Origin of the sequence: Nocardia sp. MH4 (assembly GCF_019266065.1) — a bacterium.
Classification (GTDB): domain Bacteria; phylum Actinomycetota; class Actinomycetes; order Mycobacteriales; family Mycobacteriaceae; genus Nocardia; species Nocardia canadensis.
The window spans coordinates 1-26,406 of sequence record NZ_LPNR01000072.1 but is presented as its reverse complement, the minus strand read 5'-3'; the positions used below and the strand labels follow the sequence as shown (position 1 = coordinate 26,406).

The window sequence follows — 26,406 nt, the reverse complement described above, 5'->3', positions numbered from 1 at the left end:
ACCGCCACGATATCGGATCGTTTGCCGATCCGGGCATGCGGAGAAGCACTGGCCATGAGGCCCAGTGTGCCACGGGCCCCCAGTCATGCAAAACAGTTGTGTTTGTGAATCTGCTGAGAAGCCTGCGGTTCGCCGCCTGTCGGTGCCCGCCGGTAGCGTGGACAGACGATGGATATCACGGTCGCTCCCCACGCCTCAGCCGCCGATCCCAGTGAACCCGCTTCCGCGCCCGCGGAGCTATCGCGCCGGGAAGGTGGTGGTTCCGGCGCGTCCGGTGGCGGGCTGGCCGAGGCGGCGGCGCGGCACAGCGCCGAGCAGGAACAGCGCCGCAGGGAACGCGAGCAGCGCCGGGTCGAGGAGACCGAACGCCTGCTCGACGGACTGAATCCGCAGCAGCGCGCGGCCGTGGTGCACGCGGGCTCCCCGCTGCTGATCGTCGCGGGCGCAGGCTCGGGCAAGACCGCGGTGCTCACCCGGCGCATCGCCTACCTGCTGGCCGCGCGTGGCGTGCACACCGGGCAGATCCTGGCGATCACCTTCACCAACAAGGCCGCCGCCGAGATGCGCGAGCGGGTCGCCGGGCTGGTCGGCCCGCGCGCGGCCAGCATGTGGGTCTCGACGTTCCATTCCAGCTGTGTGCGGATTCTGCGGATGCAGGCGGCCCTGCTGCCGGGTCTGAATTCGAATTTCTCCATCTACGACGCCGACGATTCACGCCGTTTGCTGACGATGATCAGCCGCGATTTCGACATCGACACGAAGAAGTATTCGGCGCGGTTGCTGGCGACCGCAATTTCCAACTTGAAGAACGAACTGATCGGCCCCGAGCAGGCCGCCGCCGACGCCGAGGCCGACGACACCGAGCTGCCCGCGCTGGTCGCCCGGGTCTATGCCGAGTACCAGAAGCGGCTGCGCGCGGCCAACGCCATGGACTTCGACGACCTGATCGGCGAGACGGTCGCGCTGCTGCAGAACCACCCGCAGGTCGCCGAGTACTACCGGCGCCGCTTCCGGCACGTCCTCGTCGACGAGTACCAGGACACCAACCACGCGCAATACGTGCTGGTGCGCGAACTCGTCGGCCACCACAGCCCGCAGACCGACGAGGAAGCGGGCGTCGAGCCGAGCGAGTTGTGCGTGGTGGGCGACGCCGACCAGTCCATCTACGCCTTCCGCGGCGCGACGATCCGCAACATCGAGGAATTCGAGCGCGATTTCCCGGACGCGGAAACCATTCTGCTGGAACAGAACTACCGCTCCACCCAGCACATCCTCTCCGCCGCCAACGCGGTGATCTCGCGTAACGAGGGCAGGCGCGAGAAGAAGCTGTGGACCGACTCCGGCGAGGGCGAGCTGATCACCGGCTACGTCGCCGACAACGAGCACGACGAGGCGGCGTTCGTCGCCAAGGAGATCGACAAGCTGGTCGACGCGGGCGAGGCGAACTACGGCGACGTCGCGGTCTTCTACCGCACCAACAACAATTCGCGGGCGCTGGAGGAGATCTTCATCCGGATGGGCCTGCCGTACAAGGTGGTCGGCGGCGTCCGGTTCTACGAGCGCAAGGAAGTCCGCGATGTCGTGGCCTACCTGCGCGTCCTGGAGAACCCCGACGACGCGGTGAGCCTGCGCCGCATCCTCAACACCCCGCGCCGCGGCATCGGCGATCGCGCCGAGGCGTGCGTGGCGGTGCACGCCGAACAGCGCGACATCGGCTTCGCCGCCGCGCTGCGCGACGCCGCCGACGGCAAGGTCGCGCTGCTGAACACCAGGGCGGTGCGGGCCATCGCCGGCTTCCTCGACCTGCTCGACGAGATCCGCGCCGCCGGAAAGCGCGCCGACAGCGAGTATCCCGACGTGGGCAATGTCGTCGACGCGGTGCTCGACCGCACCGGCTACCGGGCCGAACTGGAAGCCTCCGACGATCCGCAGGACGGCGCGCGCCTGGACAACCTCAACGAACTGGTCAGCGTGGCCCGCGAATTCAGTTCCGAGGCGTTCAACAACGCCGAGGCTGCGCGCGAGGAAGGGCTGTTGCCGGAGGTGGGCGACGGCGAACCCGAACCCGGCTCGCTGGCGGCGTTCCTCGAGCGCGTGTCGCTGGTGGCCGACACCGACCAGATCCCCGACGAGGGGTCCGGCGTGGTCACCATGATGACGCTGCACACCGCGAAGGGCCTGGAGTTCCCGGTGGTCTTCGTGACCGGCTGGGAGGACGGCCAGTTCCCGCACATGCGCGCGCTGGGCGACCCGACCGAGCTGGCCGAGGAGCGCAGGCTCGCCTACGTCGGCATCACCAGGGCACGACAGCGCCTGTACTTGTCCCGCGCCGTCGTGCGCTCGGGCTGGGGCCAGCCGGTGTCGAACCCGGAATCGCGCTTCCTGCAGGAGATCCCGCAGCACCTGCTGGACTGGCGTCGGCTGGAGCCGGTGGTTTCGCCGGTGCAGCGCGGCCGCAGGCGCGAGGAGGGCGGCTTCGAACGCGACTGGACCAGGGGCGACGGCTGGGATCAGCGTCCGGGTGTGCGCGGCGGAACCGGCCAGCGCAGGCCCGCCCCCGGTGGTGGCGCGGTCAAGCGGAACAACACCGATCTCGTACTCGCCGTGGGTGATCGGGTCAGCGACGACAAGTACGGCCTGGGCCGCGTGGTCGCCGCCGACGGCGTCGGCCCGCTGGCGACGGTCACCATCGACTTCGGCACGGCCGGGAAGATCCGGCTGATCCCTCAGTTCAGCCGGACCATCGTGAAGCTCTAGCTGTGTATTTGGAGCGCTGGCGCGCTCGAGGTCGGCGGCCCCTTGGGTCCCGCCGGTCAGGCACCGTGGCTTGCTCCTTCGTCGCTTGCGCCACGGCGCCTGACCGGCGGGACGGCCGCCGACGGCCGACTTCGTCGGCCTGCCCTCCCTAGGGGTCGGGCGTGGTTGGTTGGGTTTGTTGGAGCGCTGGCGCGCTCGTGTCGGCGGGTTCTTGTGTGCCGCGGGTCAGGCGCCGTGGCTTGCTCCTTCGTCGCTTGCGCCACGGCGCCTGACCGGCGGGACGGCCGCCGACGGCCGACTGTGTCGGCCTGCCCTCCCTAGGGGTCGGGCGTGGTGGCTGGGTTTGTTGGAGCGCTGGTGCGCTCGTGTCGGCGGGTTCTTGTGTGCCGGCGTGCGCTCCCCAGGGGTCGGGGGTGGGTGGGGCTCAGTGCGGGAGTAGGTCGGTCAGGGCCTCGTCGAGGGTGGGGTAGCGGAACTGGAAGCCTGCCTTGCGCAGGACTTCCGAGGTGGCGTGGCGGCCGGTGAGGCCCAGCGCCGGGTCGGTGCGCAGCACGACCGCGCCGACCTTCAGGATCGCCGCTGGGGTCGGGGGTGACGGTGGGCGGTGCAGCAGGCGGCGCAGCGTCGCCATGAGTTCGGCGTTGCGGACCGGGAATTCGGTGGCGGCGACGAGGATGCCGTCGGGGAGGGTGAGGTCGGGATCGAGGCCGAGGCCGGCGCGGACCACGGCCAGCCAGTCCTCGATATGGATCCAGCTGAACCACTGGTCACCGGGGCCGACGCGGCCACCGAGCCCGGCTTTGGTGAGCTGGGTGAGGCGTTTGAGAGCGGGGGCGTCGGGGTCGAGCACGATGGAGGTGCGCAGGATCGTCCAGTGCGCGGCGCGGGCAGGGTCGAACGCCTCCTCCCACGGCTGGGCCACGCCGGTCATCTGCGGCAGGCCGACGGGCAGGGGAGTGGTCTCGGTGCACCGGGTTTCGCCCGCGTCCGACCAGATCGCGGTGGTGCTGGCCTGCACCCAGTAGTCGACAGGCGTCTCTCGCAGGCCGGCGGCAGCGACCAGGGCCGCGGTGGAATCGACTCGGCTGGTGCGCAGTTCGGCGATATTGCGTTCGGTGGGCCGGCAGTCGACCAGCTTGCCCGCCAGATTGATCACCGCGAGCTTGCCCGGCTCGCGCAGTTCGGCCGCCCAGGCGCCGATCGAGCGGCCGTCCCATTCGGTCTGCCGGAACGGCAGGGCCGGGTTGCGCTTGCGGGTCAGCAGGGTGACGCGCTGACCGCGACAGGTGAGGTCGGCGGCAACCTGGGTGCCGAGCGCCCCGGTGCCACCCGCGATGACCACGGTGAGCGCGTCGGCGGCGGGCACGAGCCCGGCCAGCCGGGCCAGCCGCGAGAAGTTCACGCGCGCATCGGTTTCGATGAAGGGCCGCACCACCGCGCGGGCCGCCGCGGCGGACGGCCCGGTGAACCGCAGTTCCTGGGTGATCTCGGTGCCGCCGTCGCGCGGGGTGAGCCGCCAGGTGAGATGCATGATCCCGGCGGGCTCGGGCTGCTCGATGCTCAGTTCGCGATTCGGTACCACGGCGGTGACGGTGAACGGGCCGCCGAATCGCCCGTGTACGCGCGCGGCGGTCTGGCTGTTGGGCAGGTAGTCACCGGTGGCGCCGACGGCGACCGGCCCGTGCATCCGCACCGACCGCACGCCCGGATTCCACTCCGGCCACTGCTCGAGATCCCCCAGAACACTCCACACGGATTCCGGTGGGAGGGCGAGGAACTGCGTGTACTTCGTCGTACCAGCCATGACTGGCACGCTAATCGGGTGCAGCGGCACTGGGAAGGGTGCCGCTGGTCACCTCACCTCAGTCGCGCTGGGCGCCCAGGCTGATGCCGCGGGTGGCCAGCCACGGAACCGGGTCGATCTTGTCGGTGCCGTTGAGCCACACCTCGAAATGGCAGTGCGGGCCGGTGGAGAAGCCGCGATTGCCCATGGTGGCGATCTGGTCGCCGGCGAGGACGCGCTGGCCCTGGGAGACGGTCGCGGTGTCGATGTGGCCGTAGATGGTGACGGTGCCGTCGTCGTGCAGAACGCGCACCCACATGCCGAAGCCGGAGGCCGGACCCGCTTCGATGACGGTGCCGTCGGCGACCGAGTAGATCGGGGTGCCGATCGGACCGGCGACGTCGATGCCGAGGTGCTGCACACCCCAGCGGGCGCCGAAACCGGAGGTGTAGTTGCCCGAGGTGAACTTCGCGAACAGCGGACGCAGCTTGGCCGATTCCTGCGCGGCGAGGTCTTCGGCGAACTTCTGGCCCTTGGCGAGGATGTCGTCGAAGTGGCTCTTGTCGGCGATGGCGGAGGCTTCGAGTACCGAAGCGCCGGTGCTGTTCTCGTCGATGTCGGCGGTGCTCATCGACTGGGCGGCGATCTCGTGGATCTGGCCCGCGGCCTCGTAGTCGACGCCGTGCGCGGGCTGGCCCGGATCGGCCATCGCGGCCTGCCCGGCGGCGACGACAGCACCGGCGGCGACGGCGATGACCGCTGCGCGGCCCTTCAGCGCGGCGGGGGGAGCGGGCACGCGGTGCGCGCCACCACGACGTTCGGCGCGGCGTGGTGCGGGCTCCGCGGTCTCGGCGGCGCGGGTGGGTTCCCACGAGGCGGCGTAGGCGCCGGAGTCATAGGTGTCGGACTCGTCCGCGGTCCACTCGTCCTCGGCGGGCGTCCACGCGCTGTCGGCGTTCCAGGCGTTCTGGTCCTGCCAGGTGTTCTGCTGTGGCCAGGCGGTTTCGGGCGCAGCGGCGGGCGCGCGACGGCCCTGCGGATGCGAGGTGTACTCGTCGGTGTACCGGTAACGATGACCGGAGTTGGTGCGATTTTCGACTGTGAAGGTGGAGCGGTGGTTCATCGGCTGCGCCGAATCGCCGACGGCTGTTCCAAGCGAGTGCTGACGTGCCTCAAGCTTGTCGTCCTCCTCAGTCCTGACTTGCCAGTCGTGACCTGGTTGTCGTGACCTGGTTGTGACTTCGACCGCATTGACGGTAACGAAGCGATTGCAGAGTGGCAAGCGCTGGTCGAAAACCTAGCGTAGTGTGTGAGATTCGTCACCGTAACGCGGCGGGATATCTCACTGTTTTCCGGCGTCTCGGGTGAGGTTCGTCGACGACATAACGTAGTAGATCGTGAGGGGTCGCGGCTTTACGTGTCCCGACCTGCCACGGTGCCGGAAAAACCCGAAAAACTACTCGCCAGTAGCCTTGGCCAGCGGTTTTGCCGACCTCCCGTAACACGTCGTGACCTGCGCCACTTAGGATGAATGTGGCCGTTTGGCCCTCCATGTGACTGGTTAGAGTCCGACCCGACCCGCTACCGACGTCGGGCCGCCAACAAAGACGTTGTCATAGCAACGCAGACGAGACGGTGAGTACATGGATCTCTTCGAATATCAGGCGAAGGAGCTCTTCGTTAAGCACGGAGTGCCTTCGTCCGAGGGTCGTGTTTGCGACACGGCCGAAGAAGCTCGCGCGATTGCCGAGGAAATCGGCAAGCCGGTGATGGTCAAGGCGCAGGTCAAGGTGGGCGGCCGTGGTAAGGCGGGTGGCGTCAAGTACGCCGCCACCCCGGAGGACGCGTTCACGCACGCGCAGAACATTCTCGGCCTGGACATCAAGGGCCACATCGTCAAGAAGCTCCTTGTCGCCGAGGCCAAGGACATCGCGGAGGAGTACTACATCTCCTTCCTGCTCGATCGTTCCAACCGCACCTACCTGGCCATGTGTTCGGTCGAGGGCGGCATGGAGATCGAAGAGGTCGCCGAGAAGACCCCCGAGCGCCTGGCCAAGATCCCGGTGGACGCCGTCAAGGGTGTCGACCTGGCCTTCGCCCGTGAGATCGCCGAGAAGGGCCACCTGCCCGCCGAGGTGCTCGACGCCGCGGCCGTGACCATCCAGAAGCTGTGGGAGGTCTTCACCAAGGAAGACACCACCCTGGTCGAGGTCAACCCGCTGGTGCGTACTCCCGGCGACGAGATCCTCGCCCTGGACGGCAAGGTCACCCTGGACGAGAACGCCGAGTTCCGTCAGCCCGGCCACCTCGAGTTCGCCGACGTCGACGCGACCGACCCGCTCGAGCTCAAGGCCAAGGAGAACGACCTCAACTACGTCAAGCTCGACGGCGAGGTCGGCATCATCGGCAACGGCGCAGGCCTGGTCATGTCGACCCTGGACGTCGTCGCCTACGCCGGCGAGAACCACGGCGGCGTGAAGCCGGCCAACTTCCTCGACATCGGCGGTGGCGCTTCGGCTTCCGTGATGGCCGCCGGCCTGGACGTCATCCTGGGCGACTCGCAGGTCAAGAGCGTGTTCGTCAACGTCTTCGGTGGCATCACCGCGTGCGACGCGGTCGCCAACGGCATCGTGAAGGCGCTGGAGATCCTCGGCGACGCGGCCACCAAGCCGCTGGTCGTCCGTCTCGACGGCAACAACGTCGACGAGGGCCGCAAGATCCTCGCCGAGGCCAACCACCCGCTGGTGACGCTGGCCCAGACCATGGACGAAGGCGCCGACAAGGCTGCCGAACTGGCCGCAGCCAAGTAAGGAACACGAACATGTCCATCTTCCTGAACAAGGACAACAAGGTCATCGTCCAGGGCATCACCGGCGGCGAGGGCACCAAGCACACCGCGCTGATGCTGAAGGCGGGCACCAATGTCGTCGGCGGCGTGAACGCGCGCAAGGCCGGCACCACCGTCAAGCACACCGACAAAGACGGCAACGAGATCGAGCTGCCCGTGTTCGCCTCCGTCGCCGAGGCGATCGAGAAGACCGGCGCCGACACCTCCATCGCGTTCGTGCCGCCCGCCTTCTCCAAGGACGCCATCATCGAGGCCATCGACGCGGAGATCCCGCTGCTCGTGGTCATCACCGAGGGCATCCCGGTGCAGGACTCCGCCTACGCGTGGGCCTACAACGTGGAGAAGGGCGAGAAGACCCGCATCATCGGCCCGAACTGCCCCGGCATCATCACCCCCGGCGAGGCGCTGGTCGGCATCACCCCGAACAACATCACCGGCAAGGGCCCGATCGGCCTGGTGTCGAAGTCGGGCACCCTGACCTACCAGATGATGTACGAGCTGCGTGATTTCGGTTTCTCCACCGCGATCGGCATCGGCGGCGACCCGGTCATCGGCACCACCCACATCGACGCCATCGAGGCGTTCGAGAAGGACCCCGAGACCAAGATCATCGTCATGATCGGCGAGATCGGTGGCGACGCCGAAGAGCGCGCCGCGGCCTACATCAAGGCCAACGTGACCAAGCCGGTCGTCGGCTACGTCGCCGGCTTCACCGCGCCCGAGGGCAAGACCATGGGCCACGCCGGCGCCATCGTCTCCAGCGGCGGCGGTACCGCGCAGGCCAAGCAGGAAGCGCTCGAGGCCGCGGGCGTCAAGGTCGGCAAGACGCCGTCCGCGACCGCCGCCCTCGCGCGCGAGATCTTGGAGAAGGCGTCGATCGCCTCCGCCTGATCCCTCGCAACACCGACGAAGGCCGCCTCCAGGTTTGACGGAGGCGGCCTTCGTCGATTCTCCACAGGGCCGTGGTTGTCCACAGCCCGATCGGTAGGTGGTGACCGGGGACGGGACGTGCAGTAGCGTCAGTAACCGGATCAGCACCAGTCAGTTCGACGCGACCGATGCGCACGACTCGACAAGGAGACGACGACATGTCATACCCGACCGGGGGCTCCGGGTACAACGCACCCGCGACACCCGCCGCGCCCAGCCAGGGCCCGAGCACCGGAGCCGCCGCGGCTGCGCCATCGACCGCGGACGGTTCGGAAGGCAAAGGGCTGCCGTTCATTCTGACCGCCGCGACCGCCGGCCTCGGTGTGCTGACCTTCCTGCTCGGCTTCCTGCCGTTCGTCGGCGCCAAGCCGGTGACCATCGGCGGCACCACCGTGAGCAGCGACGAGACCGACAGCTTCTTCGCCTACTTCGGCGGCTCGGCCACGCTGTCCATCGTGCTGCTGGCCGGTCTGCTGGCCGGTGTGTCGCTGCTGCCCAAGCAGAAGCTGCTCGGCGCCGCGGCCGCGGCCGCGGTCGCGGGCCTGTTCGGCGTGCTCGCGCTGACCTTCTCGGTGCCCGAGGGCGCCGAGCTGGAGTTCGGTGCCTACATCGTGATCGTGTTCGCGCTGCTCACCGCGGCCGCCGCGATCGTCGCCGTGCTGTTCGAACTGGGCATCATCAAGCCGCCCGCGCCCAAGCCCGCCCAGCCGCAGCAGCAGCCGGGTCAGTACGGCCAGTACGGCCAGCAGCAGGGCTACGGCCAGCAGGGCTACGGCCAGGGCACCGGCCAGCAGCCCTACGGTCAGGCCGGTTACGGCCAGGGCCAGACCGGCGGCCAGTACCCGACCCAGTCGCCGTACGGCCAGCAGAGCCAGCCGTCGGTGCCGCAGCCGTCCTATGGTCAGCCGGGTCAGCAGGCCCAGCAGCCGTCCTACGGGCAGCCGCAGCAGTCGCCGTACGGCCAGCAGTACGGTGCGCCGCAGCAGCAGTCGCCCTACGGTGCCGCGCCGCAGGCGCAGCCGCGTCCGGACGAGAGCGCGACCCAGCACTTCGGCGGGCAGCAGCCCGGCCAGGGTCAGCCCTTCGGCGCGCCGACCTACGGTGGCGGGCAGCAGCCCGGCGCGGCCGCGCCGCAGCAGGGTCAGCCGTTCGGCGGTGAGCAGACCGCCGATCCGGCGGCCGACGCGACCACGGCGTTCCGCCCGAACGAGGACAACAAGTAACCGACGGCCGCCGCGCGTGGCACAGGTTCGGTCGCGAGCCCACAGGTGCGCCTGTGGGCTCGCGGCGCGCCTGACCCGCGCCCGCCGGGGAAGCTGCCACGCTGAATTGTCATGAGCTCCCGTAACGCCCTCGTGCGCCGGACCTCCGGGTCACGCGGTGACGGGGAGGCCACCGCACCGCCGTCCGGGCACGGTCACGAGCCGCCCTGGTGGTCGCTGTCGCCCGAGCGGGCGCGCACCCTGCTGCTGGTCGCCGCCCGGCCGACGATCTGCGGGCTGGCGGCGACGGTCCTGCTCGTCCTGGTGGTCATGGTGACCACCGGCACCGATCTGACCAGCGCGCCCGGCGCGGTCGCGGCGACCTGGCTGGCCGCCCATCAGGTTCCGCTGACCGTCGGCCGGACGACGCTGGGCGTGTTGCCGCTCGTCCCGACCGCGGTCCTGGTCTGGGTAGCCGCCCGCGAATGCGCGCGTGCGGTTCCCCGCCGCCCCACCCCGATCGAACTCGGCTGGCTCACCGGCGCCGTGCTCGCGGGCCCGCTGCTGATGACCGCGGTCTGTCTGGCCGTCACCGGGGACGCCGCGGGAGTCACCCCGCTCGAACCGCCGGGGCCGGTGACCGCGTTCGGCTGGGTCCTCGTGCTCTACCTCGGCGCGGCCGCCGGCGGCATCGTGAGTCGCGCGTGGCCGTCGGTGTACGCGCTGCTGCCGGTGGAGATCCCGGAGTGGGCCGTGCTCGGCGCCCGCGCCGCGCGGCGCACCGTGCTGCGCATGCTCGGCTGCGCCGCACTGGCCACCGCGGTGTCGTTCTTCCTGCATCTGGACCGGCTCGACGGCGCGTACGACCAGGCGCACAACGTCACCGACGTGCTCGGCATGACGCTGTTGTCGCTGCTCTACCTGCCGAATGTGGTGATCGCCGCGGCCGGGATGCTGTGCGGGGCCGCGGTCCAGTTCGGTGCCGGGTCGGTCGGGCTGTTCGACGTCACCGCCGGGCGGGTGCCCGTGCTGCCCGCGCTGATCCCGCTGCCGGAGGGGCCGTCGGCGGGCTGGTGGCCGGTGCTGCTGCTGGTGCCGATCGCGGTGGGTGTGCTGGGCGGCATCGAGCTCGGCCGCACCAGCGACGACCGGCCGGGCGCGCCCTGGGCGACGCTCACCTCCGCCGCGCTGTCCACGCTGACCTTCCTGATGCTCGCGATCCTGGGCGGCGGACAGCTCGGCGCCGTCGGCCGGGTCGGGCTCGACCTGCTGATGCTGGTCGTGCTGATGGTCACCTGGTTCGGCTTCGGCGGTTTCGTCGGCATGTTCTTCGCCCGCCGCTTCCTCGCCCCCGCCGCCCCGGTCCACGACTACGACGACGACCACGACGACTTCGACGAGCACGACGACTACGACGACGATTACGACGACGAGGACGACTACTACTACGACGACGAGGACGACGACGACCACGAGGACGACTACGACGACGACGATTCCGCCGTCGAGGTCGACGCCGAACTGGTCACCGACTTCGACGACGACGTCGAGGTGAGCATCGCCGCGCCCGGCTCGACGGCCGCGCCGACCGACGACATCGTCGACGCGGAGGTCGTCGAGTCGGACCTGCCGGAAGGTGACAAGAGCACCGGTCGTTAAGCTCGACCCGGCGGTATCGCCGATCGCCGCCACCCGACACACGCAGGAGTAGAGCGCTGACGTCCTCGTTTGCCCAGTGGAAGCCCGCAGGGACACCGGCCACCGTCGTCGTCCTCGCCTCGGGCACCGGCTCGCTGCTCAACGCGCTGCTGGCCGCCGCGCGCGAGCCCGGCTATCCCGCCGAGATCGTTGCGGTCGGCGTCGACCGGGTGTGCCAGGCCACCGAACACGCCGAGACCGCGGGGATCGAGCACTTCCGGGTCGCGGTGCGGGATTTCGACGACCGGGCCGCCTGGGATCGCGCGCTGACCGACGCCGTCGACGCCTTCCAGCCCGACCTGGTCGTCTCCGCCGGCTTCATGAAGATCGTCGGTCCCGCGTTCCTCGAACGTTTCGGCGGCCGGTTCATCAACACCCACCCCGCGCTGCTGCCGTCGTTCCCCGGCGCGCACGGGGTGCGTGACGCGCTCGCCTACGGCGCCAAGGTCACCGGCTGCACGGTGCACCTGGTCGACGGTGGCGTCGACACCGGCCCGATCCTCGCGCAGGAGGCGGTCGACGTGCTGCCCGGCGACGACGAGGCCGCCCTGCACGAGCGCATCAAGGTTGTCGAGCGACGGTTGCTGGCGGAGGTCATCGCCGCTGTCGCGACCCGAGGCATTGTCTCCGACGGACGAAAGGCAGAAATTCCAGATGAGCGAGCACGCCGGTGAGTGAACGTAAGGCGATCCGCAGGGCGCTGGTGAGCGTCTACGACAAGACCGGGCTCATCGAGCTGGCCACCGGACTGCACGCCGCGGGCGTGGAGCTGGTGTCGACCGGTTCGACCGCGGGCAAGATCGCCGAGGCGGGCATTCCGGTCACCAAGGTCGAGGACCTGACCGGTTTCCCGGAGACCCTCGACGGCCGGGTCAAGACGCTGCACCCCCGGGTGCACGCGGGCATCCTGGCCGACACCCGCCGCGCGGAGCACGTCGACCAGCTCGCCGAGCTGGGCGTGGAGGCCTTCCAGCTGGTGGTGGTGAACCTCTACCCGTTCACCCAGACCGTGGCCAGCGGCGCGAGCATCGACGAGTGCGTCGAGCAGATCGACATCGGCGGGCCGTCGATGGTGCGTGCCGCCGCCAAGAACCACCCGTCGGTCGGCGTGGTCGTCGACGTCAACGACTACGACGACGTGCTCGCCGCCGTGAAGTCGGGCGGCTTCACCCTCGCCGAGCGGACCGGACTGGCCGCCAAGGCCTTCCAGCACACCGCGAGCTACGACGTGGCCGTCGCGAGCTGGATGGGCTCGGTCGCCGTGCCCGCCGTGCAGCCCGAGACCGAGCAGTTCCCGGGCTGGGTCGCCGGCTCGTGGGAGCGCGCCGCGGTGCTGCGCTACGGCGAGAACCCGCACCAGGCCGCCGCGCTGTACACCAGCAACGACGGCACGGTCGGCATCGCCCAGGCCGAGCAGCTGCACGGCAAGGAGATGTCGTACAACAACTACACCGACGGTGACGCCGCCTGGCGCGCCGCCTACGACTTCGACGAGCCCGCCGTCGCGGTGATCAAGCACGCCAACCCGTGCGGCATCGCCGTGGGCGCCGACATCGCCGAGGCGCACCGCAAGGCCCACGCCACCGACCCGGTCAGCGCCTACGGCGGCGTGATCGCGGCCAACCGCGAGGTCAGCGTGGAGATGGCCGAGCAGGTCGCCGAGATCTTCACCGAGGTGATCGTGGCCCCCGGTTACGCGCCCGGCGCGGTCGAGGTGCTGCAGCGCAAGAAGAACGTGCGCGTGCTGGTGGCCGAGCCGCCGCGGCGCAAGGGCGTGGAGCTGCGTCCGATCAGCGGCGGCGCGCTGCTGCAGGACCGCGACATTCTCGACGCCGCGGGCGACGACCCGGCCAACTGGACCCTGGCTGCGGGCGACCCGGCCGACGCCACCACCCTGGCCGACCTCGAATTCGCTTGGCGCGCTTGCCGGGCCGTGAAGTCGAACGCGATCCTGCTGGCCGACGACGGTGCCGCCGTCGGTGTCGGCATGGGGCAGGTCAACCGGGTCGACTCGTGCAAACTGGCCGTCGAGCGGGCCGGTGAGCGGGCCAAGGGTTCGGTCGCCGCCTCCGACGCGTTCTTCCCGTTCTCCGACGGCCCGCAGATCCTGGTGGCCGCGGGCGTGCGCGCGATCGTGCACCCGGGTGGTTCGATCCGCGACAAGGACACCGTCGAGCTCTGCAAGGAAGCCGGTGTGACCCTGTACCTGACCGGAGCGCGCCACTTCGCGCACTGAGTCACCGCCGGACCCGAACGGGTGCCGTACCGAATCCCTCGGTGCGGCACCCGTTTTCGCTATCCGGCGTCGACCACCTGGCGGCTGCCCAGCGGCGCGGCCAGGACGATCTCCACGGTGCCGAAGACGGCGTTCATGGTGCACATCTTGCCGACCGCGTCGGCGCGGGTGCCCGCGCGCAGGGCGACCGTCACGGCGGTGGCCGACTCGGTGACGGTGACGTCGACGCCGTAGCACTCGGGGTTGCCGGTCTGGAAGTTGACGCCGATCGTGTTGTCGCTCAGGCGCGTCCACGAGGTGAAGGGCAGCGGGTGGGGGTTGACGATGGTGGGGTCGGGGGTGAAGCGATGGCCGAGGCTCGCGTTGCCGTCCTCCGGCCGGACGCTCGTGGTCGTCGAATGAGATTGGGGCGCAGCGTCATCGGAGTCCGAGCAGGCGGTGAGCGGGCTCAGCAGCACGGCCAGGGCGGCCGTGGCGGCGGTGAAACGCGAGGTCGTTCGCATGCCGCGAGCCTAGTCGGCGTGGCGCGCGGGCTCGAGCGGGTCGGTGCGGCATTCTAGATGCGGTACTCCTCACAGTGAACTTTCCGCGAACCCTGCGCGTAACTCACCCATTTCGGCTCGGTGGGGACTACATTCGCTTGCGATGCGACGCCGTGGCATACGGCGAGCATCTTCTGTTGGATGCTCTGCAACTGGATCTTCGAAAGGACGAACGTGGGCGACACGCTGCGCGTAGGCGAAGAACTGGGACTGGGACAGTCCCTGACCGGCGGTGCGTACACCCTGGCCCTGCAGCCGGACGGCAACCTCGTGCTGACCGAGCCCGACGGCAACGTCGTGTGGGCCGCACAAACTCATGGGCAGGACGTGCAGCGCGCGGCCCTGCAGCACGACGGCGATTTCGTCATCTACAAGGGTGACGGCTCGCGCGTCTGGGCCACCGACACCAGTGGCAAGAACGTCGAGCGTCTGGTCGTGCAGCCCGACCGCAACGTCGTGCTCTACGGCACCGACGACTCGGTCGCGTGGGCCACCGCCACCAACACCGACAACCCGCTGCCCGCCCCGGCTCCCGAGCCGGAGCCGGTCGCCGCCGCCCCGATCGCCGAGGAGGTCCCGCCGCCGCCGGCCGCGCAGACCTACACGGTCGAGCCGGGCGACACCCTGTGGGCCATCTCCGAGCGCTTCTACGGTGACGGCAACCGCTACCAGGAGATCGCTGCCGCCTCCGGCATCGACAACCCGGATCTGATCAACGCGGGCCAGGTCCTCACCATCCCGTGATGATCTAGTCGCGGCGTTCTTCGCCCCGCACAACGACAGTGGCCCCGAGGCAACAGCTTCGGGGCCACTCTCGCGCGTGGGGCTACTTGGTGGTGGTGAAGGGCAGCAGCGCCATCTCGCGTGCGTTCTTCACCGCGACGGCGACCTGACGCTGCTGCTGCGGGGTCAGGCCGGTCACGCGGCGGCTGCGGATCTTGCCGCGATCGGAGATGAAGGTGCGCAGCAGGTTGACGTCTTTGTAGTCGACGACTTCGATGCCCGCGGCGATCAACGGGTTCTTCTTCGGCTTACGGCCCTGCTCGGCGCGTGCCTTCTTGGACGGTGCTCGCTTCACTGCCATGCGATGTTCCTTCTCACGAGATCAGTGGGTGTCTACCAGCTCGATTTGTGGACCCCAGGGAGCTCGCCCCGGTGGGCCATCTCGCGCACACGAACACGGGAGAGGCCGAACTTCCGGAGATGGCCGCGTGGCCGGCCATCGGCTGCATCCCGATTGCGCAATCGTACCGGACTGGCATCGCGGGGCTGGTTGCGCAGTTCGGCCTGCGCGGCGGCGCGCTCGGCGTCGCCGGTTCCCGGCTTGCGGATGAGCTCCTTGAGCTCGGCGCGCCGGGCGGCGTAGCGCTCGACGATCGCGCGGCGCTGCTCGTTGCGGGCGATCTTGGACTTCTTCGCCATATCTATCGGCTCCCTTCCCTGGGCCTACCTGGTTACGCTGCGCTGCCGCTTCCGGCCCCTGAGCTCAGGGGAGCGTCAGCGCTCCTCGCGGAAGTCGACGTGCTTGCGCACGACGGGGTCGTATTTGCGCAGGACCAGCCGGTCGGGGTCGTTGCGGCGGTTCTTGCGGGTGACGTAGGTGAAGCCGGTACCCGCGGTGGACTTGAGTTTGACGATGGGTCGGATATCGGTCGACTTCGAGGCCATGGGTGCTCCTAGATCTTGTCGCCCCGGGCACGGATGCGGGCCACCACGGCCTCGATCCCGTCCCGGTCGATGGTCTTGATGCCCTTGGCGGAGACCGTCAGCGTGATGCGGCGGCCCTCGCTGGGCAGGTAGTAGGTCTTGCGCTGGATGTTGGGGTTCCAGCGCCGGTTGGTGCGCCGGTGTGAATGCGAGACGGCTTTTCCGAAGCCGGGCTTGCGTCCGGTGACCTGGCAGTGGGCCGACATGCGACCTCCCTCCATGGAGATGACAACCATTTTCGACAACAGTTATTCCGCACTGTACCGTTGGGGTAACGTAAATGAAAATCGTTATCGAAAGGGGTATCGGGTGCTGGACCAGTCCGACCGGAGAACGCCCGTCGTGCTGTTGGCCGGCTTCTCCGGACCTGCCATGACCGGCGTCGAGCACATCGCGGCGACACTGAGCGCGGACGCGGGCACCGTGGTGGTGCACCACGACCTCGCCGAGCTGCGCGAAGGCGTCGTGCGGCGCACGGTGCGCACCGCGGGCACCGTCACGACCACCGTGCTGGAACTCGCGCACGGCTGCGTCTCGTGCACGCTGCGCGCCGATCTGCTGCCGATGCTGTGCACGCTCGCCGCCCGCGCGCACGTGCGTCGCATCGTGCTCGCGCTCGACCCGGCCATCGAGGCCGAGGCGCTGTGCCACGCGATCGACACGGTCGAGGTGACCGGAGTGGCGGACCGGGTCGACGGTCCCGCGAGCCGCAACGTGCGGATCGAGGCCACCCTGACCTGCCTGGACGGACAGCAGTGGCTCGCCGACGCCACCGGCGACGAGGTGCTGGCCGACCGCGGGCTCGCCGCGGCCGACGACGAGCGCACCGTCGCGCAGGTGGCCGTCGGTCAGGTCGACTTCGCCGACGCGCTGGTGGTGCTGGCCACCGAGGTCGACGCGCTCGAGCGCGAACGGCTCGGCGCCGTCCTCGGCAGGCTGGCGCCCGCCGCGCCGGTCGCCTGGCTCGACGAACTCCCGGCCTTCGACGCGGTCGAGATCGGCGCGCTGCTGACCCGAATCCCGGCCGACGCGCGCCGTGGCCGGATCTTCGACGCTCACGCGCCGCTGCTGCGCGGTCAGCCGCCGCTGACCACCGACTGCGGCGTCTCGCTCATCGAGTTCGCCGCGCGCAGGCCGTTCCATCCGGGCCGCCTGCACGACGCGCTGGACGTGCTGTTCGACGGCGTGGTCACCGCGCGCGGCCGGGTCTGGCTGGCCACCCAGCCCGACCAGGTGGTGTGGCTGGAATCGGCGGGTGGTGGTCTGCGCGTGGGCGGCGCCGGTCGCTGGCTCGCGGCGATGGACGCCGAGGAACAGGCCGCGGCCGACCCCGACCGCCGGGCGATGGCCGCGCTGCGCTGGGACGAGCGGTTCGGCGATCGCGATGTGTCGCTGGTGATCCTGGCCCACGACGCCGACCCGGCCGAGATCCGGCACGCGCTGCACTGGGCGCTGGTCGAGGACGACGAGCTGCTGCTGGTCGACCGGGCGCCGGAACGAGTCGCGTTGTGGGAGGACCCCTTCGGCGACTGGCACGAAGACCCCTGCGCCGATCCGTCCGAGGCCGCGGCCACGGCGGGCGAGCGCACCGAGAGAGGAGAAACGTCATGAAAGCGGGTATCCACCCCGACTACCACCCGGTGGTCTTCGAGGATTCGAGCACCGGCAAGCGGTTCCTGACCCGGTCGACCTCGACCAGCGATCGCACCGTCGAGTGGACCGACGGAAACACCTATCCGCTGCTGATGGTCGACGTCACCTCGGATTCGCATCCGTTCTGGACCGGCACCCATCGCAACCTCGACACCCAGGGCCGGGTGGAGAAATTCGAGCGCAAGTACGGAAAGCGCTCGCGCGCGGGCAAGGAGGGCTGAGCCGTGGCCGTACCGAAGCGCAGGATGTCGCGGTCCAATACCCGCAGCAGGCGTTCGCAGTGGAAAGCGGAAGTTCCGCAGCTGGTTCCCGTGACCGTCGGCGGTGTGGAATACAAGGTGCCGCGCCGTATCGTCGGCGCCGTCCGAAAAGGCGTGATAGACCCGACGAAACTCTGATCCTGGCGGTCGGCCGTGAGGATCACGTTCGCGGCCGGTCTCGCGTCCGAGGGGCGAGGTCGGTCGTGACAACTGTGTTCGCGGCCCGCCTCGCGTCCGAGGGGCGAGACGTCCCGGCGAAGCCGAAGTATCGCCCCTCGGACGCGAGGCACAAGGGGGCCGCGAACCCGCGGCGCCAGCCGCCTTTAACTCAGCCCTCGCGCTCGGCCAGTTCGGCCAGGGCCGCGGCGAGCTGGAAGAACTTGTTGCTGCCGAGATCGGCGATGGTCTTGATCTTCAGGGCCTCGAGCAGCTGCTTGTCGTGCGCCTCGGTCAGGCCGGCCAGGGCCGACGGCGGCGCGGCGAGGATTTCCTTCAGCGTCTTGTTCTCGTATGCCTTGTCGAGAACTTTGTCGAGCACCACGTTGACGGCCATGCGAACTCCTTCGAACGAACCTTGGATGTGCTGGGCGAGACGAATGCGCCCTGGCCGACGATAACCCGCTGAAGGCGCTGGTGGGGGCCGAACGCGCCGTCCGCGACCGGTTCTTCGACCGGTGCTGTCCAGGGGGCTTTCCGCGAGGTCGTTATGCCTGTTCAGCGCCCTATGGGCGGGTTCGGGGCAATCGCTCGGTTAACGATGTGACGCATGCCACTTGGCGTGAGCAGGGCTAACGGCTTGCCCGGCGATTGCTGGCGGGCACATAACCGACTCTTGGTTTGTTTTGTGGCACAGGAAAATTCCCCAGCGACTGATGCGGAGTCCTTGGCGGGTATGTACTCTCGTGCGGGAGGGCGGGTTCTCCGGTTAAGGAGAACCCGCTCATCGCCACTTCAGGGGCGGTTTTCGGGCCGGATGTGGCTCGCTGCGAGGGATTTCGCGAGCGGGGCGCTGGTCCACAAATTTTCCGACAAACCGGACGTTAGCTGGTCACCGTGCGGTGACGGTGCGCGCCTCGCGCTGACGTTCGGCCGCGTCTCGCCGATCCGGCGCGATCAGCACCGCGGTGATGGGCACCGTCAGACCGAGCGCGCCGAGCACGAACATCGGGAACACCAGGTCGAACGGCGTGAGGCCGCCCGGCGTCCGGCTGCCCGGATCGATCGTGAACTCCAGTGCGGCGACCGCGGTGTAGTACACCGCGGCGACCCCGAGCGCGAACAGTGTCGAGGCCGCGACCCGCACCAGGACCAGCCGCACGACCTGGAAGGCCCACAGGGTCGCGATGCACAGCGCCATCGACGCCAGCACGGCGACGCCGATCAGGCCCAGCGACTCGTCCACGGTGCCCTGCACCGTGAGCGCGTCCAGGGTCAGATAGGTCGACAGGCCGACGCTGAGGCCCATCGTCAGCCCGCCGACGATCAGCCGCGGCAACTGCGGGGTCCGGCCCGCGATCAGCAGACCGGCCAGCACGCCGACGACCGCGGTGGCCGCCGCCGCCGCGCCGAGCGCGGCGTTGTACCGCAACGTGGTGTCGTGCACCGTGATGCCGAGCAGCGCCACCGAATTGGCCAGCCACAGTCCGACTCCGCCGAGCGAGACCGCCGCCATCGTCAGCCAGAGCAGGCGGAACCGCAGGGAGTACTTCGCGTGCCGCACACAGGCGAACGCCACCAGCGCGCCCAGGATCGACAGATCGAACGCGAGCCAGGCGATGCCGGTGCCGCGGCCGAACGTTTCCGCACCGGTCGCGGCGAGCACCTCAACCACGCCGGCCGGCCTCCTCGAACTGCTGCGGTTCGAGCTGCGCGATGGCGTACTCGGTGACCGCGGCCAGCGCCTGCCTGACCTCGACCGCGTTGCGCGCGTCGATGTCGACGATCGGGATGCCCTCGCGCACCGAGAGCGCTTCGCGCAGTTCGGCGATCGGGAAGCGCGGGGCATTCGGGAAGCGGTTCACCGCGATCAGGAACGGCAGGCCGCGCGCCTCGAAGAAGTCGACCGCGGCGAAACTGTCCTCCAGCCTGCGGGTGTCGATCAGCACCACAGCGCCGATGGCGCCGCGGATCAGGTCGTCCCACATGAACCAGAACCGCTTCTGGCCCGGGGTGCCGAACAGGTACAGCACCAGGTTGCCCGGCAGCACGATGCGGCCGAAGTCCATGGCGACGGTGGTCGTCTCCTTCTCCGGCGTCTCGGCGAGATCGTCGATCCCGTCGGAGAAGTGGGTCACCATCGCCTCGGTGCGCAGCGGAACGATCTCCGATACCGCACCGACGAAAGTCGTCTTACCCGCCCCGAATCCACCGGCCACGACGATCTTGGTCGACGCGACCCGCTGATCGGGGTTCGGGGGGCGCATGCCCTCAGAGGCCACGGAGTCCACGCAAAGTCCTCTCCATCAGTGATCGGCGTTCGTCATAGCTCGCCTGCTCGGTCAGCGTCGAATGCACTCGAAGAATCCCGCCGACTACGAGATCGCCGATCATCACCCGGACCATACCCAGTGGGCGTCCGAGGTATGCAGCTATTTCCGCGACCGAGAGCCGATGTGTGCCCAGTCGCATGATTTCGGTGCGCAGATCCCCTGCGGGCCATTCCATATGTGCGGTGTAGGAGACCGTTTCCACCACTGCCTCCAGCGGCAGCGAGATCGCGGGCTCGGTCCGGCCTGAGGTCAGAGCGTAGGGCCTGACCCGGGTCGTCGGCCGGTTTTCTGATCCGTACGGGCTCGACATCTCACCTCAGCCGGCGGAGCGGGCGGTGGCGGTGACCGCCGAGCCCACCCGGTCGACGAGCAACGCCATCTCGTAGCCGATGCGGCCGATGTCGTGGCTCTTGTTGGCCAGAACCGCCAGGTGCGAGCCGTTTCCGACACTCATCACCAGCAGGTACCCGCGCTGCATCTCGACGATCGATTGCATCACCTTGCCGCCGTCGAACAGATGCGCCGCACCCATCGATAGACTGGCCAACCCCGCCGTCACGGCGGCCAGCTGCTCGGCCCGATCCGACGGCAGGTGCGGGCTGGTCGCCTGCAGCAGGCCGTCCGCCGACACCAGCACCGCGTGCGAGACGCCGGGCACATCCCGGGTGAAGCGGGCGACCAGCCAATTCAGATTCTCGTCCGTGGGGTGCGCGTTGCTCATTCGAGGCCTCCGTCGTTGTACTGGATCTCGGCACGGCCACTGCGGACGCCGCTGAGATGTCTGGTCAAGTTGTTGCGGATCTCCTCGGGATCGCGAGCACCCGCCTCCTCGGCGGGGGCGAGACCGCCGGGGACCAACTGAGCGCCCGGTTTACGGATCGGCAGGCCACCGACGGTGCGCGACGATGTCGGTGGATTGCCCGCGCTGGCCGCTGCCGACCAGCCCGCGTCTCCGGGGGAACTCCATGATGCGCCGTTGCCGCCGGATTCGGCAGTGGCGGAAGCGGGTTCGACGAGCCATTCCGAGACCATCCGCTGATAGATGGGGGTCGGCGCCTCACCGGGCACCGGCTGCAGCCGGGTACTCGTGGTCGGCATCGGGTCCGCCTCGGGCGCGGGCTCGGGCGTTCGTTCCGGCTCGGGCAGACGGGGCACCTGCCGCGTCTCGGTGAGTTCGCTGAGCGCGGAGGCGGGAACACGTTGCGGTAGTCCGATCGCCCTGGTCGCCGAGTCGCTCGCCGGGGCGGGCGCCGGGACCGGCAGGTCGTCGGTGTCGTGCTCGTGCTCGGCCCACAGCCCGGTCGGCTCCTGGGGCTCGGGCTCGACGGGTTCGGGCGGCTGGCCGTTGAGCGGACGACGCTGCGGCAGTCCGGCACCGGTCAGCGGCACCGACGGCGGCTCGGCGTCCCCGCCGGGACCGAAGCCGGTCGGCACGAGCGGATTCGGGCCGGTCGGCACCAGCGGATTCGGGCCGGCCGGCACCGGCACCACGAGCGGCTGCGGGCCGGTCGGCGACAGGATCGGGTTGGGGCCGGTGATGTCGGCGGGGGTCAGCGCGTGCGGGCCGATGGCCGAGGGTGCCAGGGCGTGCGAGCCGGTCGACACGATCGGGTTGGGGCCGGTCGGCGGACCCGACACCGCGGGCGGCGGCGAGACCAGCGCGCTGGGCAGGTGCACGCTCGCGGTGATGCCCGGCTGCGGCGCCTGGGTGGAGGTGCGCCGCAGGCTGACGGTGATGGTGTGCCGCTTGGCGAGCCTGCCGACGACGAAAAGACCCATCCGGCGGGCGGTCTCGATGGTGACCTCACCACCGGAGGCGAGCCGGTCGTTGGTCGTCTGCAGGTCGTCGGCGGACATGCCGAGACCACGGTCGGTGATCTCGATCAGGTAGCCGCCGTCGACCGCGCGGCCGACGATGACCGCCACCGACGTACTCGGCGGGGAGTAGCGCAGCGCGTTGTCGATGAGCTCGGCGAGCAGATGCTCGATGTCGACCGCGGACTCACCGGCGACGACACCGTCGGGCACGTTGCCGATCTCGACCCGCTGGTAGTCCTCCACCTGGGAGACCGCGCTCCAGAGCATGTCCGACAGCGGCACCGGCGGCAGGTGACCGCGGCGCAGCACGGTACCGGCGAGCACGAGCAGGTTGTCGCCGTTGCGGCGCATGCGGGTGGCGAGATGGTCGAGCCGGAACAGCGTCTGCAGGCGCGAGGGGTTGTCCTCGTCGTGCTCGAGTTCCTCGATGAGCGCGAGCTGCTGCTCGACCAGCGACTGGCTGCGCCGCGACAGCGTCTCGAACATGTTGCCGATCTGCAGCCGCAGCCGGGCCTGATCGGCGGCCAGATTCAGCGCCTGCTCGTGGATCTCGTCGACGGCGCGGGCGAGCTGGCCGATCTCGTCGGTGGAATGCACGCCCACCGGCGCGATCTCCGGGGTCGCGCCACCGCTGCGGACGACCGCGAGCTCGTCGGGCAGCTTCACGTGCGCGACCTCGAGCGCGTCCCGCCGCAGCCTGCGCACCGGGACGACCAGCGTGCGGGCCACCGCGAGGGCCAGCGCCAGGCCGGCCAGCAGCATGCCGAGCACCAGGGTGGTCTCGCGCAGCGCGCCGGTCTGGGCGTTGGCGGTGTTCGTCTCGAGTGTGTGATCGATGTTGTCGAGCAGGGTGGCCAGGCTCGACGCGTAGGTGTCGGCGCTGACCTGCAGGGTGTTGAGGACCGCGGCGTTGCTGGTCGGGTCGCCGCTGTTCTGGCTGAGCACGCTCATCCTGGTCTGGACGGCGTCCATCATCGCGGCCCTGCTGCCCGCCTTCTCCGGCATGATCATGGCGTAGGTCATGATCGTGGTCATCTCGGAGCCGAGCTCGACCAGCATCCGCGCCCGGGCGCTCTGGCTGCGGCCCGCGTCGGGGGAGACGACCAGCAGGCGCTGGTGGGTGAGGATCCGGCGCGCCTGGTGCAGCGCGGTCAGCTGCAGGAAGTAGCGCTGGACGACGAAGTCCTCGACGTTGGGGGTCTGGGCGAGCGCGTTGGCGATTCGCTCGGCGATCTCGTCGGACTGCTCACCCACCATCGCCGGGGAGCCGCCGCGCACGGTGTTGCGCAGGGTGGCGCCGGTCGCGGTGGCCGCGGTGAGCTCGGTCTGGATGGTCGGCGAGAGCCGGGCCGAGCGCATGGCGCTCTGTACCTCGGCCAGCGCCTGGTCGTAGGTGGTGAGCGCCGCGTCGGTCTGTGGGTCGGCGATCGCACCCCAGTTGGCCGTCGCCGCGACCGCGAGTTGTTCGGTGGCGGTGGCGAATTTGACGACGGGGCGGATGACGGTGGCTTGTTCGGTGGCGGCACTGAGCTGCGTCATCATTTGCAGCTCGTTGTTGATCCGGAGCACGGCGAACGTGGTCGCCAGCATCACCGGCAGCACCAGCACCACACCGACCTTGCGCGTAACCGACCAGTTCGACAGGCTGAATTGCCAGGAGCGCGATGCAGGTTCCATCCGCGTGCGTTGCCTCTGCTTCCACGTGAGACCCCGGCCCGCGCGGGGAGGTCGCGGAGCGATGCGAGCGCAGAACCAACTGGAGGTCTTCTTTTACCGCAGGAAAGATACCCGGCTGGGTGGTCAACGGCAATCCGGACCACACGGTCTGCAATTCGCCGAATATGCGCTGGCACATCGCGACCGCCACGCGGGGGTGTGCCCCTCTCAGTACGTTCTCAGTCGATCACGGCAAACTGAGCACATGCGCATTCTGGTAGTCGACGACGATCGCGCCGTGCGGGAATCACTGCGTCGGTCGCTGAGCTTCAACGGCTACACCGTCGACCTGGCGGTGGACGGCATGGACGCGTTGGAGAAAGTCACCGCGGCCAGGCCCGATGCCCTGGTTCTCGATGTGATGATGCCCAGACTGGACGGGCTCGAAGTGTGCCGCCGGCTGCGCAGCACCGGCGACGATCTGCCGATTCTGGTATTGACCGCCCGCGATTCGGTCTCCGAACGGGTGGCGGGCCTCGACGCGGGCGCCGACGATTATTTGCCGAAGCCTTTCGCGTTGGAGGAATTGCTGGCGCGTTTACGCGCGTTGCTGCGCAGGCGCGCACCCGACCCGGGCGAGGCATCGGAAGCGATGGTGTTCGCTGATCTGTCGCTGGATCCGGTGACCAGAGAGGTCTCGCGCGGCGAACGCGCCATCAGCCTCACCCGCACCGAGTTCTCCTTGCTCGAGATGTTGATGGCCAATCCCCGTCGCGTGCTCACCCGCGGCCGCATCCTCGAAGAGGTCTGGGGCTACGACTTTCCCACCTCGGGAAATGCGCTGGAGGTCTACATCGGCTATTTGCGGCGCAAGACCGAGGCCGACGGCGAGGAACGCTTGATCCACACGGTGCGCGGCGTCGGGTACGTGCTGCGCGAGACCCCTCCGTAGGCGGCCGCCATGGCACCCAAGGAACCCGCTGTCGCCGTCCTGCGACTCCCGCCGGACGCGGGGGAGATGCGCCCACCCATGCCGCTCACCCGCTCGGTGTCGCTGCGCTGGCGGGTGACGCTGCTGGCCGCCTCGGTGGTGCTGATCGCCGTCGCGGTCACCTCCATCGCGGCCTACGCGATGGTGGCGCGCGCGCTCTACGCCGACGTCGACGCCCAGCTCGAGGCCCGCGCGGCCACGATGATCAACAACAACTTCGAGACGCTGGGCTTCCAGTCGATCGTGCTGGCCGGGTTGTTCTCCAATGACGTCGGCGTCGCGCTGATCTACGCCGACCACAAGCCGTACATGCCGCCGCAGCAGACGATCCCGCCGGTCGGCGCGCAGGAGCTCGCGGTCGCCGACGGCAAGATCAACTCGTCGCTGCGCACCGTCGGTGACCAGCGCGTACTCGCCGCGCGCACGCACAGCGGCGCGACGCTGATCATCTCCCAGAAGCTCTACCGCACCCGGGAGGTGCTCGACCGGCTGGCGTGGCTGCTGTTCGTCGTCGGCGCCTGCGGCGTCGTGCTCGCCGCCGCGGCGGGCACCGCGGTGGGCCGCACCGGCCTGCGCCCGATCGCCCGGCTGACCGCCGCGACCGAGCGGGTCGCCCGCACCGACGACCTCACCCCGATCCCGGTCACCGGTGACGACGAACTGGCCAGGCTCACCGAGAGTTTCAACACGATGCTGCGGGCGCTGGCCGAATCCCGGGATCGTCAGCGCAGGCTCGTCGCCGACGCCGGCCACGAATTGCGCACTCCGCTCACCTCGCTGCGCACCAATATGGAGCTGCTCATCGCCTCGGGCAGGCCGGGCGCGCCCCGGCTGCCCGACGAGGACATGGCCGAGCTGCGCGCGGACGTGGTCGCCCAGATCGAGGAGCTCTCGACGCTGGTCGGCGACCTGGTCGACCTGGCCCGCGAGGACGCGCCCGAAACCGTCTACGAGCGGGTGGATCTCGGCGAGGTGGCCGAGCGCGCGCTCGAGCGTGCGCGGCGCAGGCGCACCGGCATCACCTTCACCGCCGAACTGCGCCCGTGGTTCGTCTACGGGCACGAGGCGGGCCTGGAACGCGCCGTGCTCAACGTGCTCGACAACGCGGCCAAGTGGAGTCCCGGCGACGCCGAGGTCAGGATCACCATGCGCCCGGCCGGACCCGGGCTGCTCGAACTGGCCGTCGCCGACGCCGGTCCCGGCATCCCCAGCGGCGAACGCGAGCTGGTGTTCGAGCGCTTCTACCGGACCACGGCCTCGCGCTCGATGCCGGGATCCGGGCTGGGCCTGGCGATCGTCAAGCAGGTGGTCACCAAGCACGGTGGCACGATCGCGATCGACACCTCCGACCGCGGCGGCGCCCTGGTCCGGATCGTGTTGCCCGGTGAGGCCCCCGCGATCCCGGACGAAGCCGAGCCCGGCTCGGTGTGATCGGCCGCGGAGTCTCGGCGAACTGACGGGGCGATCTCAGCCGCCTCTCAGTACCCGTCACGAAGCTGGACAGCAAGCGTGAGGAGACAGACACCATGACCGACGATCCCCAGCAGCGACCTGCTGACCAGCCCGCCGACCCCGGACCGGGCAGCGCGGATCATCCCGCCGAGGCGAGGTTCCCGGGCCAGGGCCCGGCGCCTGCGGACCAGGGGCCCGCGGCCGGCGCACCGTATCCGGGGCAGCAGGCGCCGTACCCCGGCCCCGCCCAGCACGCCGGCCCGGCACCGGCCTCCGGCCAGGCACAGTCCGGCGGCGGCCATCCCTACGGCCCGGTGCCGCCCCACGCTCCCGAGCAGCCGTACGGCGCCGCGCCCTCCCACAGCGCCGAGCAGCCGTACGGCG

The 26,406-nt window shown here is 69.6% G+C and carries 26 protein-coding genes and 1 pseudogene; 14 read left to right on the top strand and 13 right to left on the bottom strand.

Annotated features, from left to right (window positions below):
- The first annotated feature begins 168 nt into the window (after positions 1–168).
- A complete protein-coding gene (gene pcrA, locus ATM97_RS06910; protein WP_255587316.1) occupies positions 169–2,757 on the top strand; it encodes a DNA helicase PcrA in 2,589 nt (862 codons plus the stop codon).
- Positions 2,758–3,181: 424 nt separating this feature from the next.
- Here pcrA and ATM97_RS06905 read toward each other — a convergent pair whose 3' ends face one another.
- Both ATM97_RS06905 and ATM97_RS06900 read right to left on the bottom strand, forming a co-directional pair.
- Complete coding sequence (locus ATM97_RS06905; RefSeq protein WP_218717106.1) at positions 3,182–4,561, bottom strand: DUF1731 domain-containing protein; 1,380 nt, start codon at positions 4,559–4,561, stop codon at positions 3,182–3,184.
- A 58-nt stretch (positions 4,562–4,619) separates the two neighbouring features.
- On the bottom strand, positions 4,620–5,663 hold the full coding sequence (locus ATM97_RS06900) for a M23 family metallopeptidase (protein ID WP_218717105.1): 1,044 nt from the start codon (positions 5,661–5,663) through the stop codon (positions 4,620–4,622).
- A 520-nt stretch (positions 5,664–6,183) separates the two neighbouring features.
- On the opposite strand from ATM97_RS06900, the gene sucC reads away from it, so the two are divergent.
- The 6 genes from sucC (at position 6,184) to purH (ending at position 13,454) form a co-directional block, all read left to right on the top strand.
- Entirely contained in the window at positions 6,184–7,350 is a 1,167-nt protein-coding gene (sucC, locus tag ATM97_RS06895; protein WP_218717104.1) for an ADP-forming succinate--CoA ligase subunit beta, read from the top strand.
- A gap of 11 nt (positions 7,351–7,361) precedes the next feature.
- Entirely contained in the window at positions 7,362–8,279 is a 918-nt protein-coding gene (sucD, locus tag ATM97_RS06890) for a succinate--CoA ligase subunit alpha (protein WP_101465684.1), read from the top strand.
- A gap of 197 nt (positions 8,280–8,476) precedes the next feature.
- Positions 8,477–9,541, top strand: a complete 1,065-nt coding sequence (locus ATM97_RS06885) for a DUF5336 domain-containing protein (protein WP_218717103.1) — start codon at positions 8,477–8,479, stop codon at positions 9,539–9,541.
- A gap of 111 nt (positions 9,542–9,652) precedes the next feature.
- Positions 9,653–11,179: a DUF6350 family protein gene (locus tag ATM97_RS06880; protein ID WP_218717102.1), complete on the top strand. Its 1,527-nt coding sequence runs from the start codon at positions 9,653–9,655 to the stop codon at positions 11,177–11,179.
- 56 nt (positions 11,180–11,235) lie between these two features.
- Positions 11,236–11,892 carry a phosphoribosylglycinamide formyltransferase gene (gene purN, locus ATM97_RS06875; RefSeq protein ID WP_218717119.1) on the top strand — a complete coding sequence of 219 codons (657 nt, stop codon included), beginning with the start codon at positions 11,236–11,238 and terminating at the stop codon, positions 11,890–11,892.
- Positions 11,889–13,454: a bifunctional phosphoribosylaminoimidazolecarboxamide formyltransferase/IMP cyclohydrolase gene (gene purH, locus ATM97_RS06870; protein ID WP_218717101.1), complete on the top strand. Its 1,566-nt coding sequence runs from the start codon at positions 11,889–11,891 to the stop codon at positions 13,452–13,454. The genes purN and purH overlap by 4 nt, the downstream gene beginning before the upstream one ends.
- Before the next feature lie 59 nt (positions 13,455–13,513).
- Here the strand turns inward: purH and ATM97_RS06865 are convergent, their stop codons facing one another.
- Positions 13,514–13,957 carry a hypothetical protein gene (locus ATM97_RS06865; protein ID WP_218717100.1) on the bottom strand — a complete coding sequence of 148 codons (444 nt, stop codon included), beginning with the start codon at positions 13,955–13,957 and terminating at the stop codon, positions 13,514–13,516.
- 213 nt (positions 13,958–14,170) lie between these two features.
- On the opposite strand from ATM97_RS06865, the gene ATM97_RS06860 reads away from it, so the two are divergent.
- Entirely contained in the window at positions 14,171–14,740 is a 570-nt protein-coding gene (locus tag ATM97_RS06860; RefSeq protein ID WP_218717099.1) for a LysM peptidoglycan-binding domain-containing protein, read from the top strand.
- 82 nt (positions 14,741–14,822) lie between these two features.
- Here the strand turns inward: ATM97_RS06860 and rpsR are convergent, their stop codons facing one another.
- The 4 genes from rpsR to rpmB all read right to left on the bottom strand — a co-directional run bounded on the left by rpsR (position 14,823) and on the right by rpmB (position 15,909).
- Positions 14,823–15,080: a 30S ribosomal protein S18 gene (gene rpsR / locus ATM97_RS06855; protein ID WP_189025862.1), complete on the bottom strand. Its 258-nt coding sequence runs from the start codon at positions 15,078–15,080 to the stop codon at positions 14,823–14,825.
- A gap of 32 nt (positions 15,081–15,112) precedes the next feature.
- Positions 15,113–15,418 carry a 30S ribosomal protein S14 gene (rpsN, locus tag ATM97_RS06850; RefSeq protein ID WP_189025864.1) on the bottom strand — a complete coding sequence of 102 codons (306 nt, stop codon included), beginning with the start codon at positions 15,416–15,418 and terminating at the stop codon, positions 15,113–15,115.
- A gap of 75 nt (positions 15,419–15,493) precedes the next feature.
- Positions 15,494–15,664: a 50S ribosomal protein L33 gene (gene rpmG / locus ATM97_RS06845; RefSeq protein ID WP_068914580.1), complete on the bottom strand. Its 171-nt coding sequence runs from the start codon at positions 15,662–15,664 to the stop codon at positions 15,494–15,496.
- Positions 15,665–15,672: 8 nt separating this feature from the next.
- The gene (gene rpmB / locus ATM97_RS06840) at positions 15,673–15,909 is read right to left on the bottom strand and encodes a 50S ribosomal protein L28 (protein WP_019049258.1); all 237 of its coding nucleotides are present in this window, start codon (positions 15,907–15,909) and stop codon (positions 15,673–15,675) included.
- Between the two features lie 103 nt (positions 15,910–16,012).
- Between rpmB and mrf the strand changes: the two genes are divergently transcribed.
- Genes mrf through rpmF form a run of 3 tightly spaced genes read left to right on the top strand, consistent with a single transcriptional unit; the run spans position 16,013 to position 17,754 of the window.
- Positions 16,013–17,314 (top strand): ribosome hibernation factor-recruiting GTPase MRF, encoded by a 1,302-nt coding sequence (gene mrf / locus ATM97_RS06835; protein ID WP_218717098.1) that lies wholly within the window; start codon positions 16,013–16,015, stop codon positions 17,312–17,314.
- Entirely contained in the window at positions 17,311–17,577 is a 267-nt protein-coding gene (locus ATM97_RS06830; protein ID WP_218717097.1) for a type B 50S ribosomal protein L31, read from the top strand. Before mrf ends, ATM97_RS06830 begins: the two co-directional genes overlap by 4 nt.
- A 3-nt stretch (positions 17,578–17,580) precedes the next feature.
- Entirely contained in the window at positions 17,581–17,754 is a 174-nt protein-coding gene (rpmF, locus tag ATM97_RS06825; protein WP_218717096.1) for a 50S ribosomal protein L32, read from the top strand.
- 190 nt (positions 17,755–17,944) lie between these two features.
- Here the strand turns inward: rpmF and ATM97_RS06820 are convergent, their stop codons facing one another.
- The 6 genes from ATM97_RS06820 to ATM97_RS06795 form a co-directional block, all read right to left on the bottom strand.
- On the bottom strand, positions 17,945–18,169 hold the full coding sequence (locus tag ATM97_RS06820) for a hypothetical protein (protein WP_218717095.1): 225 nt from the start codon (positions 18,167–18,169) through the stop codon (positions 17,945–17,947).
- Between the two features lie 495 nt (positions 18,170–18,664).
- The gene (locus tag ATM97_RS06815; protein WP_218717094.1) at positions 18,665–19,447 is read right to left on the bottom strand and encodes a hypothetical protein; all 783 of its coding nucleotides are present in this window, start codon (positions 19,445–19,447) and stop codon (positions 18,665–18,667) included.
- Positions 19,440–20,039, bottom strand: a complete 600-nt coding sequence (locus ATM97_RS06810) for an ATP/GTP-binding protein (protein ID WP_218717093.1) — start codon at positions 20,037–20,039, stop codon at positions 19,440–19,442. The genes ATM97_RS06815 and ATM97_RS06810 overlap by 8 nt, the downstream gene beginning before the upstream one ends.
- A gap of 4 nt (positions 20,040–20,043) precedes the next feature.
- A complete protein-coding gene (locus tag ATM97_RS06805) occupies positions 20,044–20,415 on the bottom strand; it encodes a DUF742 domain-containing protein (protein WP_218717092.1) in 372 nt (123 codons plus the stop codon).
- A 6-nt stretch (positions 20,416–20,421) separates the two neighbouring features.
- Positions 20,422–20,826, bottom strand: coding sequence for a roadblock/LC7 domain-containing protein (locus ATM97_RS06800; RefSeq protein WP_019049250.1), 405 nt, complete (start codon positions 20,824–20,826; stop codon positions 20,422–20,424).
- Positions 20,823–23,600 (bottom strand): ATP-binding protein, encoded by a 2,778-nt coding sequence (locus ATM97_RS06795; RefSeq protein WP_218717091.1) that lies wholly within the window; start codon positions 23,598–23,600, stop codon positions 20,823–20,825. Before ATM97_RS06795 ends, ATM97_RS06800 begins: the two co-directional genes overlap by 4 nt.
- A gap of 244 nt (positions 23,601–23,844) precedes the next feature.
- Here ATM97_RS06795 and ATM97_RS06790 point away from each other — a divergent pair, with 244 nt between their 5' ends.
- The 3 genes and pseudogenes from ATM97_RS06790 to ATM97_RS06780 all read left to right on the top strand — a co-directional run.
- Positions 23,845–24,531 (top strand): response regulator transcription factor, encoded by a 687-nt coding sequence (locus ATM97_RS06790; protein WP_189025881.1) that lies wholly within the window; start codon positions 23,845–23,847, stop codon positions 24,529–24,531.
- A 9-nt stretch (positions 24,532–24,540) separates the two neighbouring features.
- A complete protein-coding gene (locus tag ATM97_RS06785; RefSeq protein ID WP_218717090.1) occupies positions 24,541–26,001 on the top strand; it encodes a HAMP domain-containing sensor histidine kinase in 1,461 nt (486 codons plus the stop codon).
- A gap of 95 nt (positions 26,002–26,096) precedes the next feature.
- A pseudogene (locus ATM97_RS06780) lies at positions 26,097–26,406 on the top strand (hypothetical protein); the annotation flags it as partial.